At 70.4% G+C, this 17,037-nt stretch carries 14 protein-coding genes; 7 read left to right on the top strand and 7 right to left on the bottom strand.

Translation table 11 applies throughout. The annotated features are described in order from the left end of the window. Nucleotides 1-3: 3 nt before the first annotated feature. The 6 genes from yidC (at nt 4) to ACFWBY_RS26680 (ending at nt 5,674) form a co-directional block, all read left to right on the top strand. On the top strand, nt 4-1,107 hold the full coding sequence (gene yidC, locus ACFWBY_RS26705; RefSeq protein ID WP_385338560.1) for a membrane protein insertase YidC: 1,104 nt from the start codon (nt 4-6) through the stop codon (nt 1,105-1,107). 14 nt (nt 1,108-1,121) lie between these two features. After that, on the top strand, nt 1,122-1,631 hold the full coding sequence (locus ACFWBY_RS26700; protein ID WP_385338563.1) for a protein jag: 510 nt from the start codon (nt 1,122-1,124) through the stop codon (nt 1,629-1,631). 107 nt (nt 1,632-1,738) lie between these two features. Next, the gene (rsmG, locus tag ACFWBY_RS26695) at nt 1,739-2,476 is read left to right on the top strand and encodes a 16S rRNA (guanine(527)-N(7))-methyltransferase RsmG (protein ID WP_385338566.1); all 738 of its coding nucleotides are present in this window, start codon (nt 1,739-1,741) and stop codon (nt 2,474-2,476) included. A 296-nt stretch (nt 2,477-2,772) separates the two neighbouring features. Beyond that, the gene (locus ACFWBY_RS26690; RefSeq protein WP_385338569.1) at nt 2,773-3,864 is read left to right on the top strand and encodes a ParA family protein; all 1,092 of its coding nucleotides are present in this window, start codon (nt 2,773-2,775) and stop codon (nt 3,862-3,864) included. Continuing rightward, a complete protein-coding gene (locus ACFWBY_RS26685; RefSeq protein WP_385338572.1) occupies nt 3,861-4,955 on the top strand; it encodes a ParB/RepB/Spo0J family partition protein in 1,095 nt (364 codons plus the stop codon). The genes ACFWBY_RS26690 and ACFWBY_RS26685 overlap by 4 nt, the downstream gene beginning before the upstream one ends. A 101-nt stretch (nt 4,956-5,056) precedes the next feature. Further along, nucleotides 5,057-5,674 (top strand): GNAT family N-acetyltransferase, encoded by a 618-nt coding sequence (locus tag ACFWBY_RS26680; protein ID WP_385338574.1) that lies wholly within the window; start codon nt 5,057-5,059, stop codon nt 5,672-5,674. A 74-nt stretch (nt 5,675-5,748) separates the two neighbouring features. Here ACFWBY_RS26680 and trxA read toward each other — a convergent pair whose 3' ends face one another. From trxA to ACFWBY_RS26645, 7 genes are all read right to left on the bottom strand, one after another. Further along, nucleotides 5,749-6,093: a thioredoxin gene (gene trxA / locus ACFWBY_RS26675; protein WP_214947402.1), complete on the bottom strand. Its 345-nt coding sequence runs from the start codon at nt 6,091-6,093 to the stop codon at nt 5,749-5,751. A gap of 54 nt (nt 6,094-6,147) precedes the next feature. Then, nucleotides 6,148-7,107, bottom strand: coding sequence for a thioredoxin-disulfide reductase (gene trxB, locus ACFWBY_RS26670; RefSeq protein ID WP_385338578.1), 960 nt, complete (start codon nt 7,105-7,107; stop codon nt 6,148-6,150). A 128-nt stretch (nt 7,108-7,235) separates the two neighbouring features. Continuing rightward, nucleotides 7,236-8,180, bottom strand: coding sequence for a hypothetical protein (locus ACFWBY_RS26665; RefSeq protein WP_385338581.1), 945 nt, complete (start codon nt 8,178-8,180; stop codon nt 7,236-7,238). Beyond that, entirely contained in the window at nt 8,177-8,878 is a 702-nt protein-coding gene (sigM, locus tag ACFWBY_RS26660; protein ID WP_385338584.1) for an RNA polymerase sigma factor SigM, read from the bottom strand. Before sigM ends, ACFWBY_RS26665 begins: the two co-directional genes overlap by 4 nt. A 26-nt stretch (nt 8,879-8,904) precedes the next feature. Further along, a complete protein-coding gene (locus tag ACFWBY_RS26655) occupies nt 8,905-10,623 on the bottom strand; it encodes a protein kinase family protein (RefSeq protein WP_385338587.1) in 1,719 nt (572 codons plus the stop codon). A gap of 117 nt (nt 10,624-10,740) precedes the next feature. Next, nucleotides 10,741-12,912, bottom strand: coding sequence for a murein biosynthesis integral membrane protein MurJ (gene murJ, locus ACFWBY_RS26650; RefSeq protein ID WP_385338590.1), 2,172 nt, complete (start codon nt 12,910-12,912; stop codon nt 10,741-10,743). A gap of 46 nt (nt 12,913-12,958) precedes the next feature. Next, nucleotides 12,959-15,229 carry a DUF6049 family protein gene (locus ACFWBY_RS26645; RefSeq protein ID WP_385338593.1) on the bottom strand — a complete coding sequence of 757 codons (2,271 nt, stop codon included), beginning with the start codon at nt 15,227-15,229 and terminating at the stop codon, nt 12,959-12,961. Nucleotides 15,230-15,425: 196 nt separating this feature from the next. Between ACFWBY_RS26645 and ACFWBY_RS26640 the strand changes: the two genes are divergently transcribed. Then, nucleotides 15,426-16,892 (top strand): CCA tRNA nucleotidyltransferase, encoded by a 1,467-nt coding sequence (locus tag ACFWBY_RS26640; RefSeq protein ID WP_385338596.1) that lies wholly within the window; start codon nt 15,426-15,428, stop codon nt 16,890-16,892. The last annotated feature ends 145 nt before the right edge of the window (nt 16,893-17,037 follow it).

The raw sequence follows: 17,037 nt of genomic DNA, 5'->3' as shown, positions 1-17,037 counted from the left end.
TTAGTGGACACGATTGCCAGTCTGTTCAGCTTTATTACCACGCCCGTCTCGTGGATCATCGTTCAGTTCCACAAGCTGTACGGCGCCATGTTCGGTGCGGACAGCGGATGGGCCTGGGGCCTGTCCATCGTGTCCCTGGTGATCTTGATCCGTATCTGTCTGATCCCGCTCTTCGTGAAGCAGATCAAGGCGACACGGGGCATGCAGGCGATCCAGCCGAAGATGAAGGCGATCCAGGAGCGCTACAAGAACGACAAGCAGCGCCAGTCCGAAGAGATGATGAAGCTGTACAAGGAGACGGGTACCAACCCGCTCTCCTCGTGCCTTCCCATCCTGGCGCAGTCCCCGTTCTTCTTCGCGCTGTACCAAGTGCTCTCCAGCATCGCCAACGGCAAGCCGATCGGCTACATCGACGGCCCGCTGCTGGAAAGCGCCCGTAACGCGCACATCTTCGGCGCTCCCCTGGCTTCCAAGTTCACGGACAGTGCCGAGAAGGCCGCCGCCCTGGGCGCCTCGATCACCGATGTGCGTGTCGTCACCGCCATCATGATCATCCTGATGTCGCTGTCGCAGTTCTACACGCAGCGCCAGCTGATGCAGAAGAACGTCGACCTCTCGGTCAAGACGCCGTTCATGCAGCAGCAGAAGATGCTGATGTACGTCTTCCCCCTGATCTTCGCGGTCATGGGCATCAACTTCCCCGTCGGCGTCCTCGTCTACTGGATGACCACGAACCTGTGGACCATGGGTCAGCAGATGTACGTGATCAACCAGAACCCGACCCCGGGCAGCAAGGCCCAGGACCAGTACCTGACGCGCCTGCTGAAGCAGGTCTCCTCGCACGGCACCATCAAGGGCCGGAGCAAGAAGAAGATCGTCGCGGCGATCGTGGCCAAGGGTCCGGACCGCAACGACAACGAGCGCAAGTTCATCACCGCCCTGTCCAAGCAGGGGATGGCCGCGCAGGCGGACGGATCCGTGGCGAAGAGCGTAGAGGCGACGGTCGACGCCGACGCCGCCGGCGGCGGTGCCCAGAAGCGGCAGCAGCCCAAGCGGCAGTCGAAGTCGCAGCGTCAGACGCCCCCCAGCAAGCCCTCCAAGAAGTAAAAGGAGTCCCTCCCGTGACGGAAGGCACCACCACCGCCGCCGCTGAGGGTGGCGACACCCTGACCCGCCTCGAGCAGGAGGGTGAGATCGCGGCCGACTACCTCGAGGGCCTGCTGGACATCGCCGACCTGGACGGCGACATCGACATGGACGTCGAGGCGGACCGCGCCTCGGTCTCCATCGTCAGCGAGTCCGCACGCGACCTGCAGAAGCTCGTGGGCCGCGACGGAGAGGTGCTGGAGGCTCTGCAGGAGCTGACCCGCCTCGCCGTGCACCGCGAGACCGGGGACCGCAGTCGGCTGATGCTGGACATCGGCGGCTTCCGGGCGAAGAAGCGTGAGGAGCTGACGGCGCTCGGCGCCCAAGCCTCGGCGGACGTGAAGGCGTCCGGCGAGCCCCTGAAGCTGGCCCCGATGACCCCGTTCGAGCGGAAGGTCGTCCACGACGCCGTGGCGGCCGCCGGTCTGCGCAGCGAATCGGAGGGCGAGGAGCCGCAGCGCTTCGTCGTCGTGCTCCCGGCCTGACCGGAAGCCTGTGTGTTCGGCCCCGTCTGTATCGCAGGCGGGGCCGATGTTTGTCAGCCTGGCAGTGACGACGTGGTTTTCACCATGCGGTACGGAAGGACGGTCCCGTGACGGAGGCAGCTGAGCTTCCCCCGATGCCTGAAGAAGCGCCCCCGGCACCCGAAGAGGCGCGCGCGGTGTTCGGTGAGTTTTTCCCGGAAGCTGTGCGGTACGTGGAGCTGCTGGCGGACGCGGGCGTGAAGCGGGGCCTGATCGGGCCGCGCGAAGTACCGCGGCTGTGGGAGAGGCACCTCCTGAACTGCGCCGTGCTCTCGGAGGTGGTGCCCGAGGGCGTCACCGTGTGCGACGTGGGCTCGGGTGCGGGGCTTCCCGGCATTCCGCTCGCCCTGGTGCGCCGTGACCTCAAGATCACACTGCTGGAGCCGCTGCTGCGCCGCACCAACTTCCTCCAGGAGGCCGTGGAGCTGCTGGGTCTCGACCACGTGACGGTGGTTCGCGGGCGTGCCGAGGAAGTCCTCGGCACGCTGCAGCCGGTGCATGTGGTGACGGCGCGTGCGGTGGCACCGCTGGACCGGCTCGCCGGATGGGGCGTGCCCCTGCTGCGGCCGTACGGCGAGATGCTGGCACTGAAGGGTGACACCGCCGAGGAGGAACTGGTCGCGGCGAAGGCCGCGCTGACCAAGCTCGGTGTGGTGAAGACCTCGGTGCTGCATGTCGGTGAGGGCGTCGTGGACCCGCTGTCCACGGTGGTCCGGGTAGAGGTGGGCGAGAGCCCCGGAGGTGTGAGGTTCGCTACGAAGCGGGCCAAGGCCGCCCGGGTGAGCCGTACCCGACGGCGCCGCTGAGCCCGACCCTCCCTGGTTCCTCCCTGGTTCCGTGCTGGTTCCTTGCTGGTTCCTGTGTAGTTTCGGGGTGGGTTGAGCCCTATAGGTATGGATTTCGGAGTGTCGTAGCGGCCGGATGACTCCGTCCGGGCATCGTGTTTCACGTGAAACGTCGCTCTCTGCTGCACGGAATCATCAGCCGCGGTCGTGCGGCAGCGTCCCCCCGTCAACGCAAGCACGAAGGGGGGACGGAGTTGTCCACATCGGTGGATTCATCCACAGGAGTACAGGCCCCGCTGGTTCGCGACCCCGGTGCCATGGCAGGCTCTGTTCATCGCGAGCCTGATGCCGAGGAGAGTGACACCGTGCGGTCAGACGCCAACCTCGCGGGGCCGATGGCCGATCCGGTCCCCGGTCCCCGCTCTGAATCGCCGGGTGAGGATGTTTCACGTGAAACATCGGCCCCGCCGCTTGTAGACAACGAAGACACGCCCATCGGCCGAGCCGCGCAGATCGCGGTCGAGGCCTTGGGCCGTGCGGGTGAGGGCCTGCCCAGGCCCGCACAGACCCGGATCATGGTGGTGGCGAACCAGAAGGGCGGCGTGGGCAAGACCACGTCGACCGTGAACCTGGCCGCCTCCCTGGCCCTGCACGGTGCGCGGGTCCTGGTGGTCGACCTCGACCCGCAGGGCAACGCCTCAACGGCGCTGGGCATCGACCACCACGCGGACGTGCCGTCCATCTACGACGTGCTCGTGGACAGCCGGCCGCTGATGGAGGTCGTCCAGCCGGTGGCCGATGTGGAGGGGCTGTTCTGCGCTCCTGCCACGATCGACCTGGCGGGCGCGGAGATCGAGCTGGTCTCCCTCGTGGCGCGGGAGAGCCGCCTCCAAAGGGCCCTCCAGGCGTACGAGCAGCCGCTCGACTACATCTTGATCGACTGCCCGCCCTCGCTCGGCCTCCTCACGGTGAACGCCCTGGTCGCCGGCGCGGAGGTGCTGATCCCGATCCAGTGCGAGTACTACGCGCTCGAGGGACTGGGGCAGCTGCTGCGCAATGTGGACCTGGTGCGGGCTCACCTGAACCCGACCCTGCACGTGTCCACGATCCTGCTGACGATGTACGACGGCAGGACGCGGCTGGCCTCGCAGGTGGCGGAGGAGGTGCGCACGCACTTCGGCAAGGAGGTGCTGCGCACGAGCATCCCCCGGTCGGTCCGCATTTCCGAGGCCCCGAGCTACGGGCAGACGGTGCTCACTTACGACCCGGGTTCCAGCGGTTCGCTCTCCTATCTGGAGGCGGCGCGGGAGATCGCGCTGCGCGGGGCCGGAATCCAGTACGACGCCCAGCACCCTCATCTGAGTGCGGGCATGAACAACACGCAGAGCATGGCGGAGGGGATCCAGTGAGTGAGCGACGTAGGGGTCTGGGGCGGGGGCTCGGCGCGCTGATTCCCGCGGCTCCGCAGGAGAAGACGCCGCCGGTGATCGGCGGCGGGTCGGTGTCTCCGTCGGCGTTGCCGGTACTGCCCTCCGAGCGGGGGGTCGCGGCGGCGAGGCTGGCCGCGCTGGCGCAGGCGGATGTTTCACGTGAAACATCGGTGGCGAGCGCGGCGGAAAGCCCGCGGGAGCCGGTCGTCGACGCGGCGGTCGGCGAGGTGGCGGGTGCGACCTTCGCGGAGCTCCCGATGGACTCGATCACGCCGAACCCGCGGCAGCCCCGAGAGGTGTTCGACGAGGACGCGCTGGCCGAGCTGGTGACGTCCATCCTCGAGGTGGGTCTGCTCCAGCCGGTGGTGGTGCGGCAGTCGGCCCCCGGCCGGTACGAGCTCATCATGGGCGAGCGGCGCTGGCGGGCGTGCCGGGAGGCGGGTCTGGAGCGGATCCCGGCCATCATCCGGGCCACGGACGACGAGAAGCTGCTGCTGGACGCACTGCTGGAGAACCTGCACCGGGCTCAGCTGAACCCGCTGGAGGAGGCGGCAGCGTACGACCAGCTGCTCCAGGACTTCAAATGCACCCACGACCAGCTGGCGGACCGGATCGGACGCTCGCGTCCACAGGTCTCGAACACGCTGCGTCTGCTGAAGCTCTCGCCCCCCGTGCAGCGCCGGGTGGCGGCGGGAGTCCTGTCGGCGGGTCACGCGCGGGCTCTGCTCTCGGTGGACAACTCCGAGGAGCAGGACCGGTTGGCGCACCGGATCGTGGCTGAGGGGCTCTCGGTGCGCGCGGTCGAGGAGATCGTGTCGATGATGGGGTCCGAGGCCGCGGGCGCGGTGAAGCCGAAGGGGCCTCGAGCCGGGGCCCGGGTCTCTCCCGCGCTGAGCGAGCTGGCGACGCGCCTGTCGGACCGGTTCGAGACGCGGGTGAAGGTGGATCTCGGCCAGAAGAGGGGCAAGATCACCGTCGAGTTCGCGTCGATGGAGGACCTGGAGCGGATTTTGGGCACGCTGGCGCCGGGCGAGGGCCGGGTGCTGGACCAGGGCGTCTCCGAGGAGTAGTCCACAGCCTGGGGGCGGTTCGCACCGGTGGGAGCCGGCGCGACCCGCCCCTTTGCCTTGTCGCGGTTTCGGGTGATTCGAGCTGTGGATACCATGCGGTCATGGGTCGTCGGCTGGTACCGCTCACGCTGGACAACCTTCAGGATGTGCCCCGGCGTTGCCGGTCCTGTGTCTTCTGGGAGCTGGACCCCGTCAGCGGCGAGGCCGCCGTGAAGGCGGGTACCTCTGCCCAGGAGAAGGAGGCGTGGATCTCGGCCGTCCTGCTGGAATGGGGTTCGTGCGGCCGGGTGGTCTATGTGGACGAGGTGCCCGTCGGGTTCGTCCTGTACGCCCCGCCGGCCTACGTGGCGCGCGCGACGGCCTTCCCGACCAGCCCCGTGTCGCCGGACGCCGTTCAGCTCATCACGGCGTGGATCATGCCGGGCTATCAGGGGCAGGGCCTGGGGCGGGTGATGGTCCAGACGGTGGCGAAGGACCTGCTGCGCCGGGGGTTCCGGGCGATCGAGGCGTTCGGTGACGCGCGCTGGGAGCGTCCGGGCTGCCTCCTGCCGGCGGACCACCTGCTGGCCGTGGGCTTCAAGACGGTACGGCCGCATCCTGTCCATCCCCGGCTGCGGCTGGAGTTGCGGTCCACGCTGTCGTGGAAGGAAGACGTGGAGCTGGCCCTGGACCGCCTGTTGGGTGCGGCCCGCAAGGAACCGGCACTGCGTCCGTTGTGAGGCGGGTACGCGAACGGGGCCGCTCCTTGGAGGGAGCGGCCCCGTTCCACGTCACCGTGCCGGACCGGGAGGGGTCAGGCGACGGGCTTGATCGTGATGAAGTCGTCCAGGTCCCGCAGGATGGCGGCCTTCGGCTTGGCGCCGACGATGGTCTTCGCGACCTCGCCGCCCTGGTAGACGTTGAGCGTCGGGATGGACATGACGCCGTACTTGGCGGCCGTGGCCGGGTTCTCGTCGATGTTGAGCTTGACGATCTCGATCTCGTCGCCGTACTCGGCGGCGATGGCCTCCAGGGACGGCGCGATCTGGCGGCACGGACCGCACCAGGCGGCCCAGAAGTCCACCAGGACGGGCTTGTCGCTCTTGAGGACCTTGGCGTCGAAGTCAGCGTCGGTCACGTTAGTGAGGGTGCCGGCCACAGCGGCCTCCTTCTTTTCCTGCGGGGAGTGGGGTGTGGTGGTGCTTTGAGGGTGTCAGACCGTCGCGTGCGCCTTCTCGGCGTCCGCGAGGGCGGCGAGGAAGCGCTCGGCGTCGAGGGCGGCGGAGCAGCCCGTGCCCGCGGCGGTGATGGCCTGACGGTAGGTGTGGTCGACGACGTCGCCCGCGCCGAACACACCGGTGAGGCTGGTGCGTGTGGAGGGGGCGTCGACCTTGAGGTAGCCCTCGGAGTCCAGGTCCAGCTGGTCCTTGAACAGCTCGGTGCGCGGGTCGTGGCCGACGGCGATGAAGAGGCCGGTCACGGGCAGCTCGGAGGTCTCACCGGTCTTGGTGTTGCGCAGGGTGAGCCCCGTGAGCTTCTGGTCGCCGTGGATCGCGGCGACCTCGCTGTCCCAGGCGAACTTGATCTTCGGGTCGGCGAAGGCGCGGTCCTGCATCGCCTTTGAGGCGCGCAGGGAGTCCCGGCGGTGGACGATCGTGACGGACTTGGCGAACCGGGAGAGGAAGGTCGCTTCCTCGATCGCGGTGTCGCCGCCGCCGACCACGACGATGTCGTGGTCCTTGAAGAAGAAGCCGTCGCAGGTGGCGCACCACGAGACGCCGCGGCCGGAGAGGGTGTCCTCGTTCGGCAGGCCGAGCTTGCGGTGCTGGGAGCCGGTGGTCACGATCACGGCCTTCGCCCGGTGCACGGTGCCGGCGGTGTCGGTGACGGTCTTGATCTCGCCGGTGAGGTCCACGGCCACGACGTCGTCCGGAACGAGCTCGGCGCCGAAGCGCTCGGCCTGGCCGCGCATGTTGTCCATGAGGTCGGGCCCCATGATGCCGTCCTGGAAGCCGGGGAAGTTCTCGACCTCGGTGGTGTTCATCAGCGCGCCACCGGCGGTGACGGCACCTTCGAAGACCAGGGGCTTGAGCGAAGCACGTGCGGTGTACAGGGCGGCGGTGTAACCGGCCGGCCCGGAGCCGATGATGATCACGTTTCGTACGTCGCTCACGGGTTGCTTCCTCGTCTCTGCGGACTGCCTGCTGCCTACCGGGGGTGGGCCGGTGTGAACTCTCACCCCACCCAACGGATCCTACGGCGCCCGCATTCCCGAGTTGTCCCCCCGGGCTCCGAGGCCTCTCAGCTCCGGGGGTAGGTGTGGGTCAGCAACGGTTTTCCGGGCGCGGCCGCGGGGGTGGTGACGCAGGTGGCGCCGACGAGATAGGCGTCCACGGCGCCGGGGTCGCCGGGGTGCGGAAGGACGAGGAGGAAGACGTCGCTCCCCTCATAGGTGCCGCGCTCGGACCGCAGGGGCTTCTCGGAGCGGCCGGTGGCCTCCTGGACGCAGGTCGGGACCCGGGGTTCCTCGCCTTCGCCGGGTGCGGCTTCCGGGGCGGCCGGGGAGTTGTTCTCCAGCCCGTAGGTCTGGTTCTGGTCCGCCGGGGCACTCTTCGACCCGTTGCCGGTGGCGAGGAGCTCGCGGACTTCGTCCTGGAGTCCCTGCGCGGTGAAGTCGTGCGTGTCGGACCGGGACCGTGCGGTGGCGGCGTCGCCTCCGGCGGCGGTGTCCTGGGACGACGGGAGTCCGGAGAACAGGTTGAAGAGCAGGACGCCGGCGGCGCAGGTGGCGAGCAGGCCGCCCGCGAGGGCGATCCGGCGACGGGCGCGGCGCCGGCCGGGTCCCGTTGGGCCGTCCGGGTGACCGGAGGGCCGCTTGGCGCCGGTTTCGGTGAGCGGGGAGGGCGATGTTTCACGTGAAACATCGGGGGCGGGACAGGCGGAGGGCGCGGGTCGCCGGGTGGGGCGGGGCTCTTCGCGCGGGGTGGTGGTGGAGTCGAGGAGTGCTTCGGCGGCGAGGGCCGCGTCGATCCGGCCGGAGATGTCGGCGGGCATGCGGGCGGGCCCGGGAAGGGTGCCGAGCAGGGACCTGATCTCCTCCAGGGAGGCGCGTACGTCGGCGCACAAGGCGCAATCGCCGAGATGGCTACGGACTTCGGCCGTACGGGACGGGGAGAGGAGGCCCTCCGTCAGCTCGGAGATCTCCGAGACGTCGGGGTGCCGGACCGTGCCGGTCGTGGTGCTCACGCTCGTCCACCTCCGCCCTTCACTGCGTTGGGATCCGGGGCGCTCCGCCCTCGGTCTGCCGCTGGTGGGACGGTTGTCCCCGGTGTCCGGTTCCTTCCCCGCTCCGTGTCGGTGTTATCCCCGGTGGACGCGCGCAGATGAGTGAGGAGCGGGAGGAGCCTGGCCCGGCCCCGTGCGCAGCGGCTCTTCACGGTGCCGACGGGGACGCCGAGCAGCCGGGCGGCCTCGGCGACGGGGTAGCCCTGCATGTCGACGAGGACGAGCGCCGCGCGTTGCTCGGCCGGCAGGGTGCCCAGAGCGGCCAGGAGCTGGCGGTGGAGGTCCTGGCGCTCCGCCGGGGCCTCGGCGGACTCGTGGGGCTCCAGAAGGCGCTCCAGGCGGTCCGTGTCGTCGAGGGGGGACGTCCTGCGGGAGGCGGCCTTGCGGGCCCGGTCCAGGCAGGCGTTCACGGTGATGCGGTGGAGCCAGGTGGTGACGGCGGACTCGCCGCGGAAGGTGTGCGCCGCCCGGTAGGCGGAGACCAGGGCGTCCTGCACCGCGTCGGCGGCCTCCTCGCGGTCGCCGAGGGTGCGCAGGGCCACCGCCCACAGCCGGTCGCGGTGGCGCCGCACGAGCTCACCGAAGGCATCGGGGTCGCCGGCGGCGTGCAGGGCCAGGAGCTCCTGGTCGCTGCGGCCGCCGGGTGTCGGGTCGTCCAACGGTGAGCCCCTCCCCGAGTCGTACGTCAGCCCTTGAACGTCACGTCGGTGACGCCCTGCTTGAACCCGGCCCCGCTGAACTCGTCACCGGGCGCCTCCGGGAGCGCGGTGATCCACAGGAGTACGTAGCGCGTCTTGAGCGGCGCCTCGGTGGTCAGTTTCACGGCGGTACCCGAGGTGGTGGTGCCGGCGAGCTTCTTCATGGAGGCGACGGATCCCTTGGGCGACAGGGAGTCGGTCGCGTAGAGCGCGAGGGTGGTGTGGGCACCGGCGAACCGCAGCGCTATCGAAGCCTCGGTCACCTCGCGTTCCTCTCCGAGGTCGTAGACGATCCCGATGCCGTCCTTGATCTTGATCTGCGGGCCCTCGAAGAAGCTCTTGCTGCGCCAGAAGGTGGAGGCGTCCCCGTCGTAGGTCTTGCCGACGTCAGCGGTGTTCTGCGGCGTGCCGTCCGGGTAGTGCTCCTGAGCCCCGGTGATGGGGAGCTGCGCGGGCTCCTTCTTGTCCTCGGGGTCGTTGGTCCCGGGCTGGGAGTGGTTGGGGCCGCTGTCGCCCTTGGTGCCGTGGTTCAGGAGGGTGTCGGCGAGCTGCCAGCTGCCGAGGCCGAGGGCGGCGATCAGCAGGGCGGCGACGCCCCACTTGAGGGCACGCCCGGTACGGCTCTGCAAGGGCGGCGGCGGGGGCGCGGCGACGAGCGGCAGCGAGGTGGTCATGCCGGGAGGCGTGGGCCTGCCGTAGCTGCCCTGCTGGTAGGTGGTCTGCTGGTACTCCGGGGGCGCGGTGAAGGTGGGCTCCGGCGGCCGGATGCGGGGCATCGCGGCGACGGCCTTGTACAGCTCCTCCGGGGTGGTGCAGGCGGGTTCCTGACGGGATGCGGTGGCGCCGTCGTTGGCGAGGGCCCGCATGGCGAGCTCGCCCAGGCCTCGGTGCACACCGGCACGGACCTGGTCGGGCGGGATCAGGCCGACGCCCTTGGGCAGGCCGGTGAGGCCGTAGGCGTCGGTCTCGTAGGGCCAGCGCTGGGTCAGGGCCGCGTACAGCAGGGCGCCGATGGCCTCGGTGTCCGCGCGCTGCGGGGTGTCGCTGGTGATGCCGCGCAGGGCTGCGTTCACCGCGAGGCCCCGGATGCGGTACTGGCCCGTGGAGGTGCGCAGTATCGCGCTGGGGGTCAGGCGCAGGTGTGCCAGGCCCTCGCGGTGCGCGGCGGTCATGGCCTGGGAGATCTGGCTGACGAGCTGGTAGGCCTCGTGCGGCTCCAGAGGGCCCGCCGCGAGGACCGCGGTCAGCTCCGTGGCGTCGGGCAGCCATTCGTGGACGACGTAGACGAGGTCGTTCTCCTCCACCGCGTCGAGGACCTGGACGAACCGGGGGTCGCCGAGCAGGGCGGAGGAGCGGGCGGCGGCCAGGACCGCGCGGGCCCGGGCGTGGTCGGCGGGCAGCAGGTGGACGCCCACGGCCCTGCGCAGCTTCTCGTCCATCGCGCGCCAACTGCTGAATCCGTCGACGCGGGTGACGCACTCTTCGAGGCGGTAGCGCCTGGCGAGTTTGTGGCCGCTGTGGAGTTCGGGCGCGGCCGCAGGTGCCGCGTTCCTGAGCTCGCCGTCCTTTTCGAGCATGGGTCCGTCCGCGGCTCGTCCGTTCTGGGTGTCCACCCCGTCGGCCGTGGCCTGGGCCGCCTCAGCGGCCGGCGGCTCGTCGCCGCCGTTGTCGGCCACGTCGACGGCAGCCGTGCTACGTTCCGCCACCGTCGTCCCTGCCTCCCCATCCGTTACGCGCTGTCGGCCAGTCTGCGAAGCCATGCCAATTGTGCCCACAGTCCGGCGCTCTGCACGACACGCTAGGGAAGGGGATGGTTGTACGCATCAGCGCCCCAGGCGTCCGCGGACCATTCCGACCATCGCGTTGAGTTCCTCGATGCGCATCTTCTTCGCCGCGATGACGAACACCGCGCCCAGGGCGATGCCGCCGGCCACCAGCGCGGTGAGGGAACCGAGGGCTCCGCTGCCGAGGAAGCGCAGGACCGCGAAGGCGACCGCGCCGGCCACGGCCGCGGCCGGGAGGCAGGCGCCGATGAGACGGGCGTAGGTGCGCCTCACGTGCGCCCCGTCGAGGTCGCCGCCGAGGCGGACGCGCAGGCGGCGCCAGGCGACGCCCACGCCGACCGCGTAGCCGAGGCCGTAGGCGGCGGCCATGCCGACGACGGCCCAGCGGGCGGGGAGGACGAGGAAGGCGACGGTGGAGACGCCCGCGTTGACGGCGGCGACGATGACCGTGTTGTAGAAGGGGGTCCGGGTGTCCTCGTAGGCGTAGAAGCCGCGCAGGACGACGTACTGGACGGAGTACGGGATCAGCCCGAGGCCGAAGGCCATCAGGATGAAGCCGATGTTCTGGGCGCTCTCCGTGCCGGAACCGGCGTAGAGCAGGCCGGCCATCGGGACGCCCAGCGCGAGGAACGCGAAGGCGCAGGGCACGATCGCGACGGCCGAGGTGCGCAGACCGTAGGAGATGTCGTCGCGGACGGCGGCGGCGTCGCCGTCGTGGGCGGAGCGGGAGATGCGCGGCAGGACGGCCGTCATGACGGAGACGGTGATGATGGCCTGCGGCATCTGCCAGAGCAGCAGGGCGTAGTTGTAGCCGGTGATGCCGGTACCGCCGTGGCCCTGCTTGTCGGCGACCTCGCCCGCCCAGGTGGCGAGCTGCGTGACGACGATCAGGCCGAGCTGGTTGGCGAGGACGAAGAAGAACGTCCACTTCGCCAGGCCGGCGGCCTTGCCGAGACCGTGGCCCTTCCAGTCGAACCGCAGGCGCGGCCTGAAGCCGGCGTCGCGCAGGTAGGGAACCATCGCCAGGGACTGCACGACGAGGCCGAGCAGGGTGCCCAGGCCCAGCAGCCGGACCCCGTCGGGGGTGATGCCGGCCTCGGTGACGCCGGTGGCGGTGAAGCCGCCGAAGGCCCAGATGAAGGCTCCGAAGGTGGCGATGACGACGATGTTGTTGAGGACCGGGGTCCACATCATCGCGCCGAACCGGCCGCGGGCGTTGAGGATCTGACCGAGGACCACGTGCACGCCCATGAAGAACATGGTGGGCAGGCAGTAGTGGGCGAAGGCGACGGCGACGGCCAGCCGCTCGGGATCATCGGCGATCTTCTGCGACATCATGCCGATGAACAGCGGGGCCGCGAGCACGCAGATGGTGGTGACGGCGCCCAGCAGCACCATGACGAGGGTGAGCAGCCGGTTGGCGTAGGCCTCTCCCCCGTCCTTGTCGTTCTTCATCGCGCGCACCAGCTGCGGGATGAAGACCGCGTTGAGGGCGCCGCCGCCGACGAGTACGTAGATCATCGTCGGCAGGGTGTTCGCGACCTGGTAGCTGTCGTTGAGGGTGGCCACGCCGATGGCCCCGGCGATGACCAGGGTCCGCATGAAGCCGGTGATGCGGGAGACGATCGTGCCGGCCGCCATCAGGGCGCTGGACTTCAGCAGGCTGGAGGCGCGTCCGGCGGGCTTGCTCGGCGCCGGAGCGGCGACGGGCGCGTCCTCGGCGGGGGTGCGGGGCGCCGCTTCCTGGTCCCGGTAGAGGTGCGCGAAGGCGTCGGGGCGGGGCTCGTCGTCGGCGGCCTTGGTGACGAGGGAGTCCACACCGACGAACTGCGTGGTGGTGGCGCGGTCGCCGTAGGGCAGGTGGCGGGAGGGTCCGTCCGGCTCGGGCGGCGGGGTCTGGGCCCAGACGCGCGGGTCGGGGGAGTAGGAGGGGGCCTGCGGAGCCGCGTAGAGCGGGCCGGGCTCCTGGAAGGTGCCGGGCGGTGGCGGCGGGTGCGATGCCCGGTCGTACAGGACCTCGGCCACGGGGTCCTGGGCGGACAGGTCCTGAGACCGGTACGGGTCGTAGGCGTAGGCGTCCTGGACATACGGGTCGTGGTCCGGCGCGGGCGCGGGAGCCTGCCCCGGCACCTGGGCACCGGGGGCGGTGCCCTGGGAGGGCGCGGGCCCGCCAGTGCCCTGCGCGCGGTCACCTTCGTACGGCGCGTTCATCGAAACCCCACCTCATCGTCCCCAGGCCGACCGGCCACGGCGTCGCTCAACGGTCCACTGTCTCACCCGTGCCGGACGGGTCCGCGCTTTGCGGTCCGGTGTCCGAGGACTCGTCACTCTGCTGCGTGCTCTCCTCCTCCGCGGCGGCGCGTGCCGCGACGCGCTTGCGGCTGGCGTACATCTTGATGCCGGCCAGGACGAGGAGGAGGACGCCGCCGGCGATGACGAGCATGACGGTAGGTGTGACTTCGGTGGCCTCGACGGTGAAGGTGCGGGCCTTGCCGTACGGGACGCCGTCGGTCGTGAAGAGCTGCGCGGTCACCTCGACCGGCCCGCTCGCGGTCGCGTTGGCGGTGAACTTCACGGTCTGACTGTGCCCGCCCTGGACCGCGACCTCCTGCTGGTCCTCACCGCTGTCGCCGAACATCAGGCGGGTGGGATTGGCGGACCGCACGCGCAGGATCAGGTTGTGGGTGTCCTGGACGAGGCTGTTCTGGACGCTGACGGGGATCGTCGCGCTGTGTCCGGAGAGCGTGGCGTCGGACTTGGGGATGACCTTGACCTTCTCGGTGAGGCCGATCAGGTACTTCTGCACCTGGTCCCGGTACTCCAGGGCCGGTTCGGGGCGGCCGCGCCAGGAGGCGGACATCTCCCGGTTGGTGGTGTTGCCGAAGGGGATCTCGACGCGGTCTGGCGCGGTCAGGATCACCTTGAAGTGGTCGAGGGTGCTCTGGGTGCTGCGGATCTTCTCGAAAGCGGCCACCGGCAGTTCCTGCTTGCTCAGCGCCTCGGGGTACTGGCCCGCGCCCGGGACCTGGGTGGCGGCGCGCGGGTCGGGCGTCGCGGCGGCGGCCGCCTCCAGGTCGGCGGGCTGCGTCCAGCGGCCCGGCTGCAGCCCGCGTATGGCGGCGGCCATCGTCTGTGCCTGGCTGGCGGTCGGCATCCGCTGCGGAGTCACGACGAAGCTGCGCTGCGTGTCGGTCTTCTGCAGGTTCAGGGCGAGGGTGTGGGCGAGGAAGCGCTGGACCGCGAGGGCGGAGTTCCCGGCATCGAGCATGTCGCCCTCGAAAGCCGTGGAGAGCTCGGTGTCGGCGACGACCGCCGTGGTGCCCGCGCCGATGGGGCGGGCGGCCGACGGGTTGTAGCCGAGGGCGCCGGTCTCCTGGAGGCTGTCGCTGCGGGTGAGGACGTTGTGGGCGCCGGCCGAGGTCGCGACGTTCACGATGGACGGGTCGATCGCCCCGTCCACGGGCCAGGAGAAATCGGTGGTCGCGGGGACGTGCAGGACCGTCTCGACGGCTTGCTTCGCCTTGTCGGTGGCCGGCCGGAGCTGGCCCAGCGTGCCGGAGACGTCCTTGCCGCGGTGGGCGAGCGAAGCGATGTCGGGGTCGGCGAAGGGCAGGGCCACGACCTTCTTGCCCTGGACGGCGCTCTCCAGCGAGCTCAGCCACTGCTCGGCGACGGCCTTGTTCTTGCCCTGGACGGTCCGCCCGTCGGCGGTGCGGATCCGGTAGCCCTTGGTCATGGCGTCGACCGTGTAGAGCAGGTCCGGGTCGACGACCCAGGTGATGTTCAGGTCCTTGCCGAGCGAGACCATCTGCTCCAGGCGGCCGCCGGGCCGAAGCTCCTCGGCCAGGCTGTCGTCCAGGAAGACGGGGGTCTGCACCTCGTCCGAGCCGGTCTCCGCGGTCAGGTGGGTTGTGGAGATCAACGGCCACACGTAGGAGATCTGTGAGCGCTTGGCCGCGGCCTCGGGCTGCCAGGGGAGGAAGGTCCGCTGGATGCCGAGGACCTGCTCGTACGGGCGGCTCTCGGTCTCGCCGGACAGGGAGACGCCCAGCTGGTAGACGCCGTCCTTGTCGAGCTCCAGTTTGTTCACCGGGACCTTGAGGGTGAACGGCTGGGCGACCTTCGAGGGCAGCGAATCGATCTTGACGGCGAATTCGGCGCCGACCTCCGCTGGGTCGACCCCCGCCCGGAAGCCGCCGCGCTCCGCGGCCTCGTCGATGGAGCTGCGGTCGCCCAGCGCCGGGCCGACCCGCAGGCCCACGTGCGCGTCGGTGATCTTCTCGCGGCCGTTGTTGACCACGGTGCCGGAGATGGTGAGGGTGTCGCCCTTGACCGGTGCGGTGGGGACCAGGCCGTCGAGCTGGACGTCGACGGCGGCGGCCGCCTCGGCGGCCTGGGCTTCGGGGGCGGGCGAGTACACCAGGGCGGCCAGCACCGGGGTTCCGGCGAGCAGGACGACCGCCCGCCGCAGCCAGCGCTTGCGGGCAGGGGTGGGGGGCACCCCCTGGTTGTCTGCCGCCTCGGCCACGCGCTCCCCCGGTCCCTCGAAGTGTCAGTGGTCGTCGTTTGTGCGTCCACGCATGGTAACGAGGCCCGCTGTGCGCGAGTGCCGCGCCTTGCTCCACATGATCGGGTCCGGCCCGGAGCCCTTGTGGGCCGGGGTGGGCCGAGGTGGCCGCAAACGAGGGAGCTCCCGGCGGGCCGGGCACGTACCCTTTTCTGTTGTGCCGAACGCCAACGAAGACAATGCCACTGTCCTGAGTCAGGGGCAGGCCCACGCGGTGAGCGAACTGCTGCTCATCGCTCCCGTCGCCGACGATCTCGGCCGCCGTTTCCAGGAGGCCGGATTCCGCCTCGCCCTGGTCGGCGGGTCGGTCCGCGACGCGCTGCTCGGGCGCCTCGGCAACGACCTCGACTTCACCACCGACGCCCTCCCCGAGGACGTTCTCAAGATCGTCAGGCCGTGGGCCGACTCGGTCTGGGACGTCGGCATCGCCTTCGGCACGGTCGGTGCGCAGAAGCTGGCCCGGGTCGGAGAAGTCGACAGAAGCTTCCAGATCGAGGTCACCACCTACCGCTCCGAGTCCTACGACCGGACCTCGCGCAAGCCGGAGGTCTCCTACGGCGACTCGATCGAGGAAGACCTGGTCCGCCGCGACTTCACCGTGAACGCGATGGCCGTCGCGCTCCCCGAGAAGGAGTTCGTGGACCCGCACGGCGGCCTGGAAGACCTCGCGGCCGGCGTGCTGCGCACCCCGGGCACCCCGCAGGACTCCTTCTCCGACGACCCGCTGCGCATGCTGCGGGCAGCCCGGTTCGCCGCCCAGCTCGACTTCGAGGTCGCCCCCGACGTGGTCGCCGCGATGACGGAGATGTCCGGCCGCATCGAGATCGTCTCGGCGGAGCGGGTGCAGGGCGAGCTGAACAAGCTGCTGCTCTCCGCGAACCCGCGCAAGGGCCTCGGCCTCCTGGTGGACACCGGGCTGGCCGACCACGTGCTGCCCGAGCTGCCGGCGCTGCGCCTGGAGAGCGACGAGCACCACCGGCACAAGGACGTCTACGACCACTCGCTGATCGTGCTGGAACAGGCGATCGCACTGGAGGAGGACGGCCCGGACCTGGTGCTGCGGCTCGCGGCCCTGCTGCACGACATCGGCAAGCCCCGCACCCGCCGGTTCGAGAGCGACGGACGGGTCTCCTTCCACCACCACGAGGTGGTGGGCGCGAAGATGACCAAGAAGCGCATGACCGCGCTGAAGTACTCCAACGACATGGTCAAGGACGTGTCCCGGCTGGTCGAGCTGCACCTGCGGTTCCACGGCTACGGGGACGGGGAGTGGACCGACTCGGCGGTGCGCCGCTACGTCCGCGACGCCGGCCCGCTGCTGGAGCGGCTGCACAAGCTGACCCGCTCCGACTGCACGACGCGCAACAAGCGCAAGGCGAACGCGCTCTCCCGTACGTATGACGGGCTGGAGGAGCGCATCGCCCAGCTCCAGGAGAGGGAGGAGCTGGACGCGATCCGCCCCGACCTGGACGGCAACGAGATCATGCGGGTGCTGGAGGTCGGCCCAGGTCCGGTGATCGGCAAGGCCTACGCGTTCCTGTTGGAGCTGCGGCTGGAGAACGGTCCGATGGGGCGCGACGAGGCCGTCGTCGCCCTCAAGGAGTGGTGGGCGGCGCAGGCCTGAGAAAGGCCTGCGGGCGTGGTCCCCGCGCGGGCGGCGGGGGGGGGGGGGCCGGGAGCACAACCCCGCCCGCCCCCCCCCCCCCACCCCAACCCCCCCCCCCCGCCCGGCGGGCCGGGGCGGTGTGTACGGAAACCACCCCCCGCCC

The organism is Streptomyces sp. NPDC060049, from assembly GCF_042736715.1.
Taxonomy (GTDB): Bacteria; Actinomycetota; Actinomycetes; order Streptomycetales; family Streptomycetaceae; genus Streptomyces.
This window is presented reverse-complemented; position numbering and strand designations above follow the sequence as displayed.

Coding starts and splice junctions, on each gene's coding strand:
- ACFWBY_RS26680 (WP_385338574.1), top strand. CDS start 5,057: ATGGGTCGTCGGCTGGTACCGCTCACGCTGGACAACCTTCAGGATGTG.
- ACFWBY_RS26690 (WP_385338569.1), top strand. CDS start 2,773: ATGGCAGGCTCTGTTCATCGCGAGCCTGATGCCGAGGAGAGTGACACC.
- murJ (WP_385338590.1), bottom strand. CDS start 12,912: ATGAACGCGCCGTACGAAGGTGACCGCGCGCAGGGCACTGGCGGGCCC.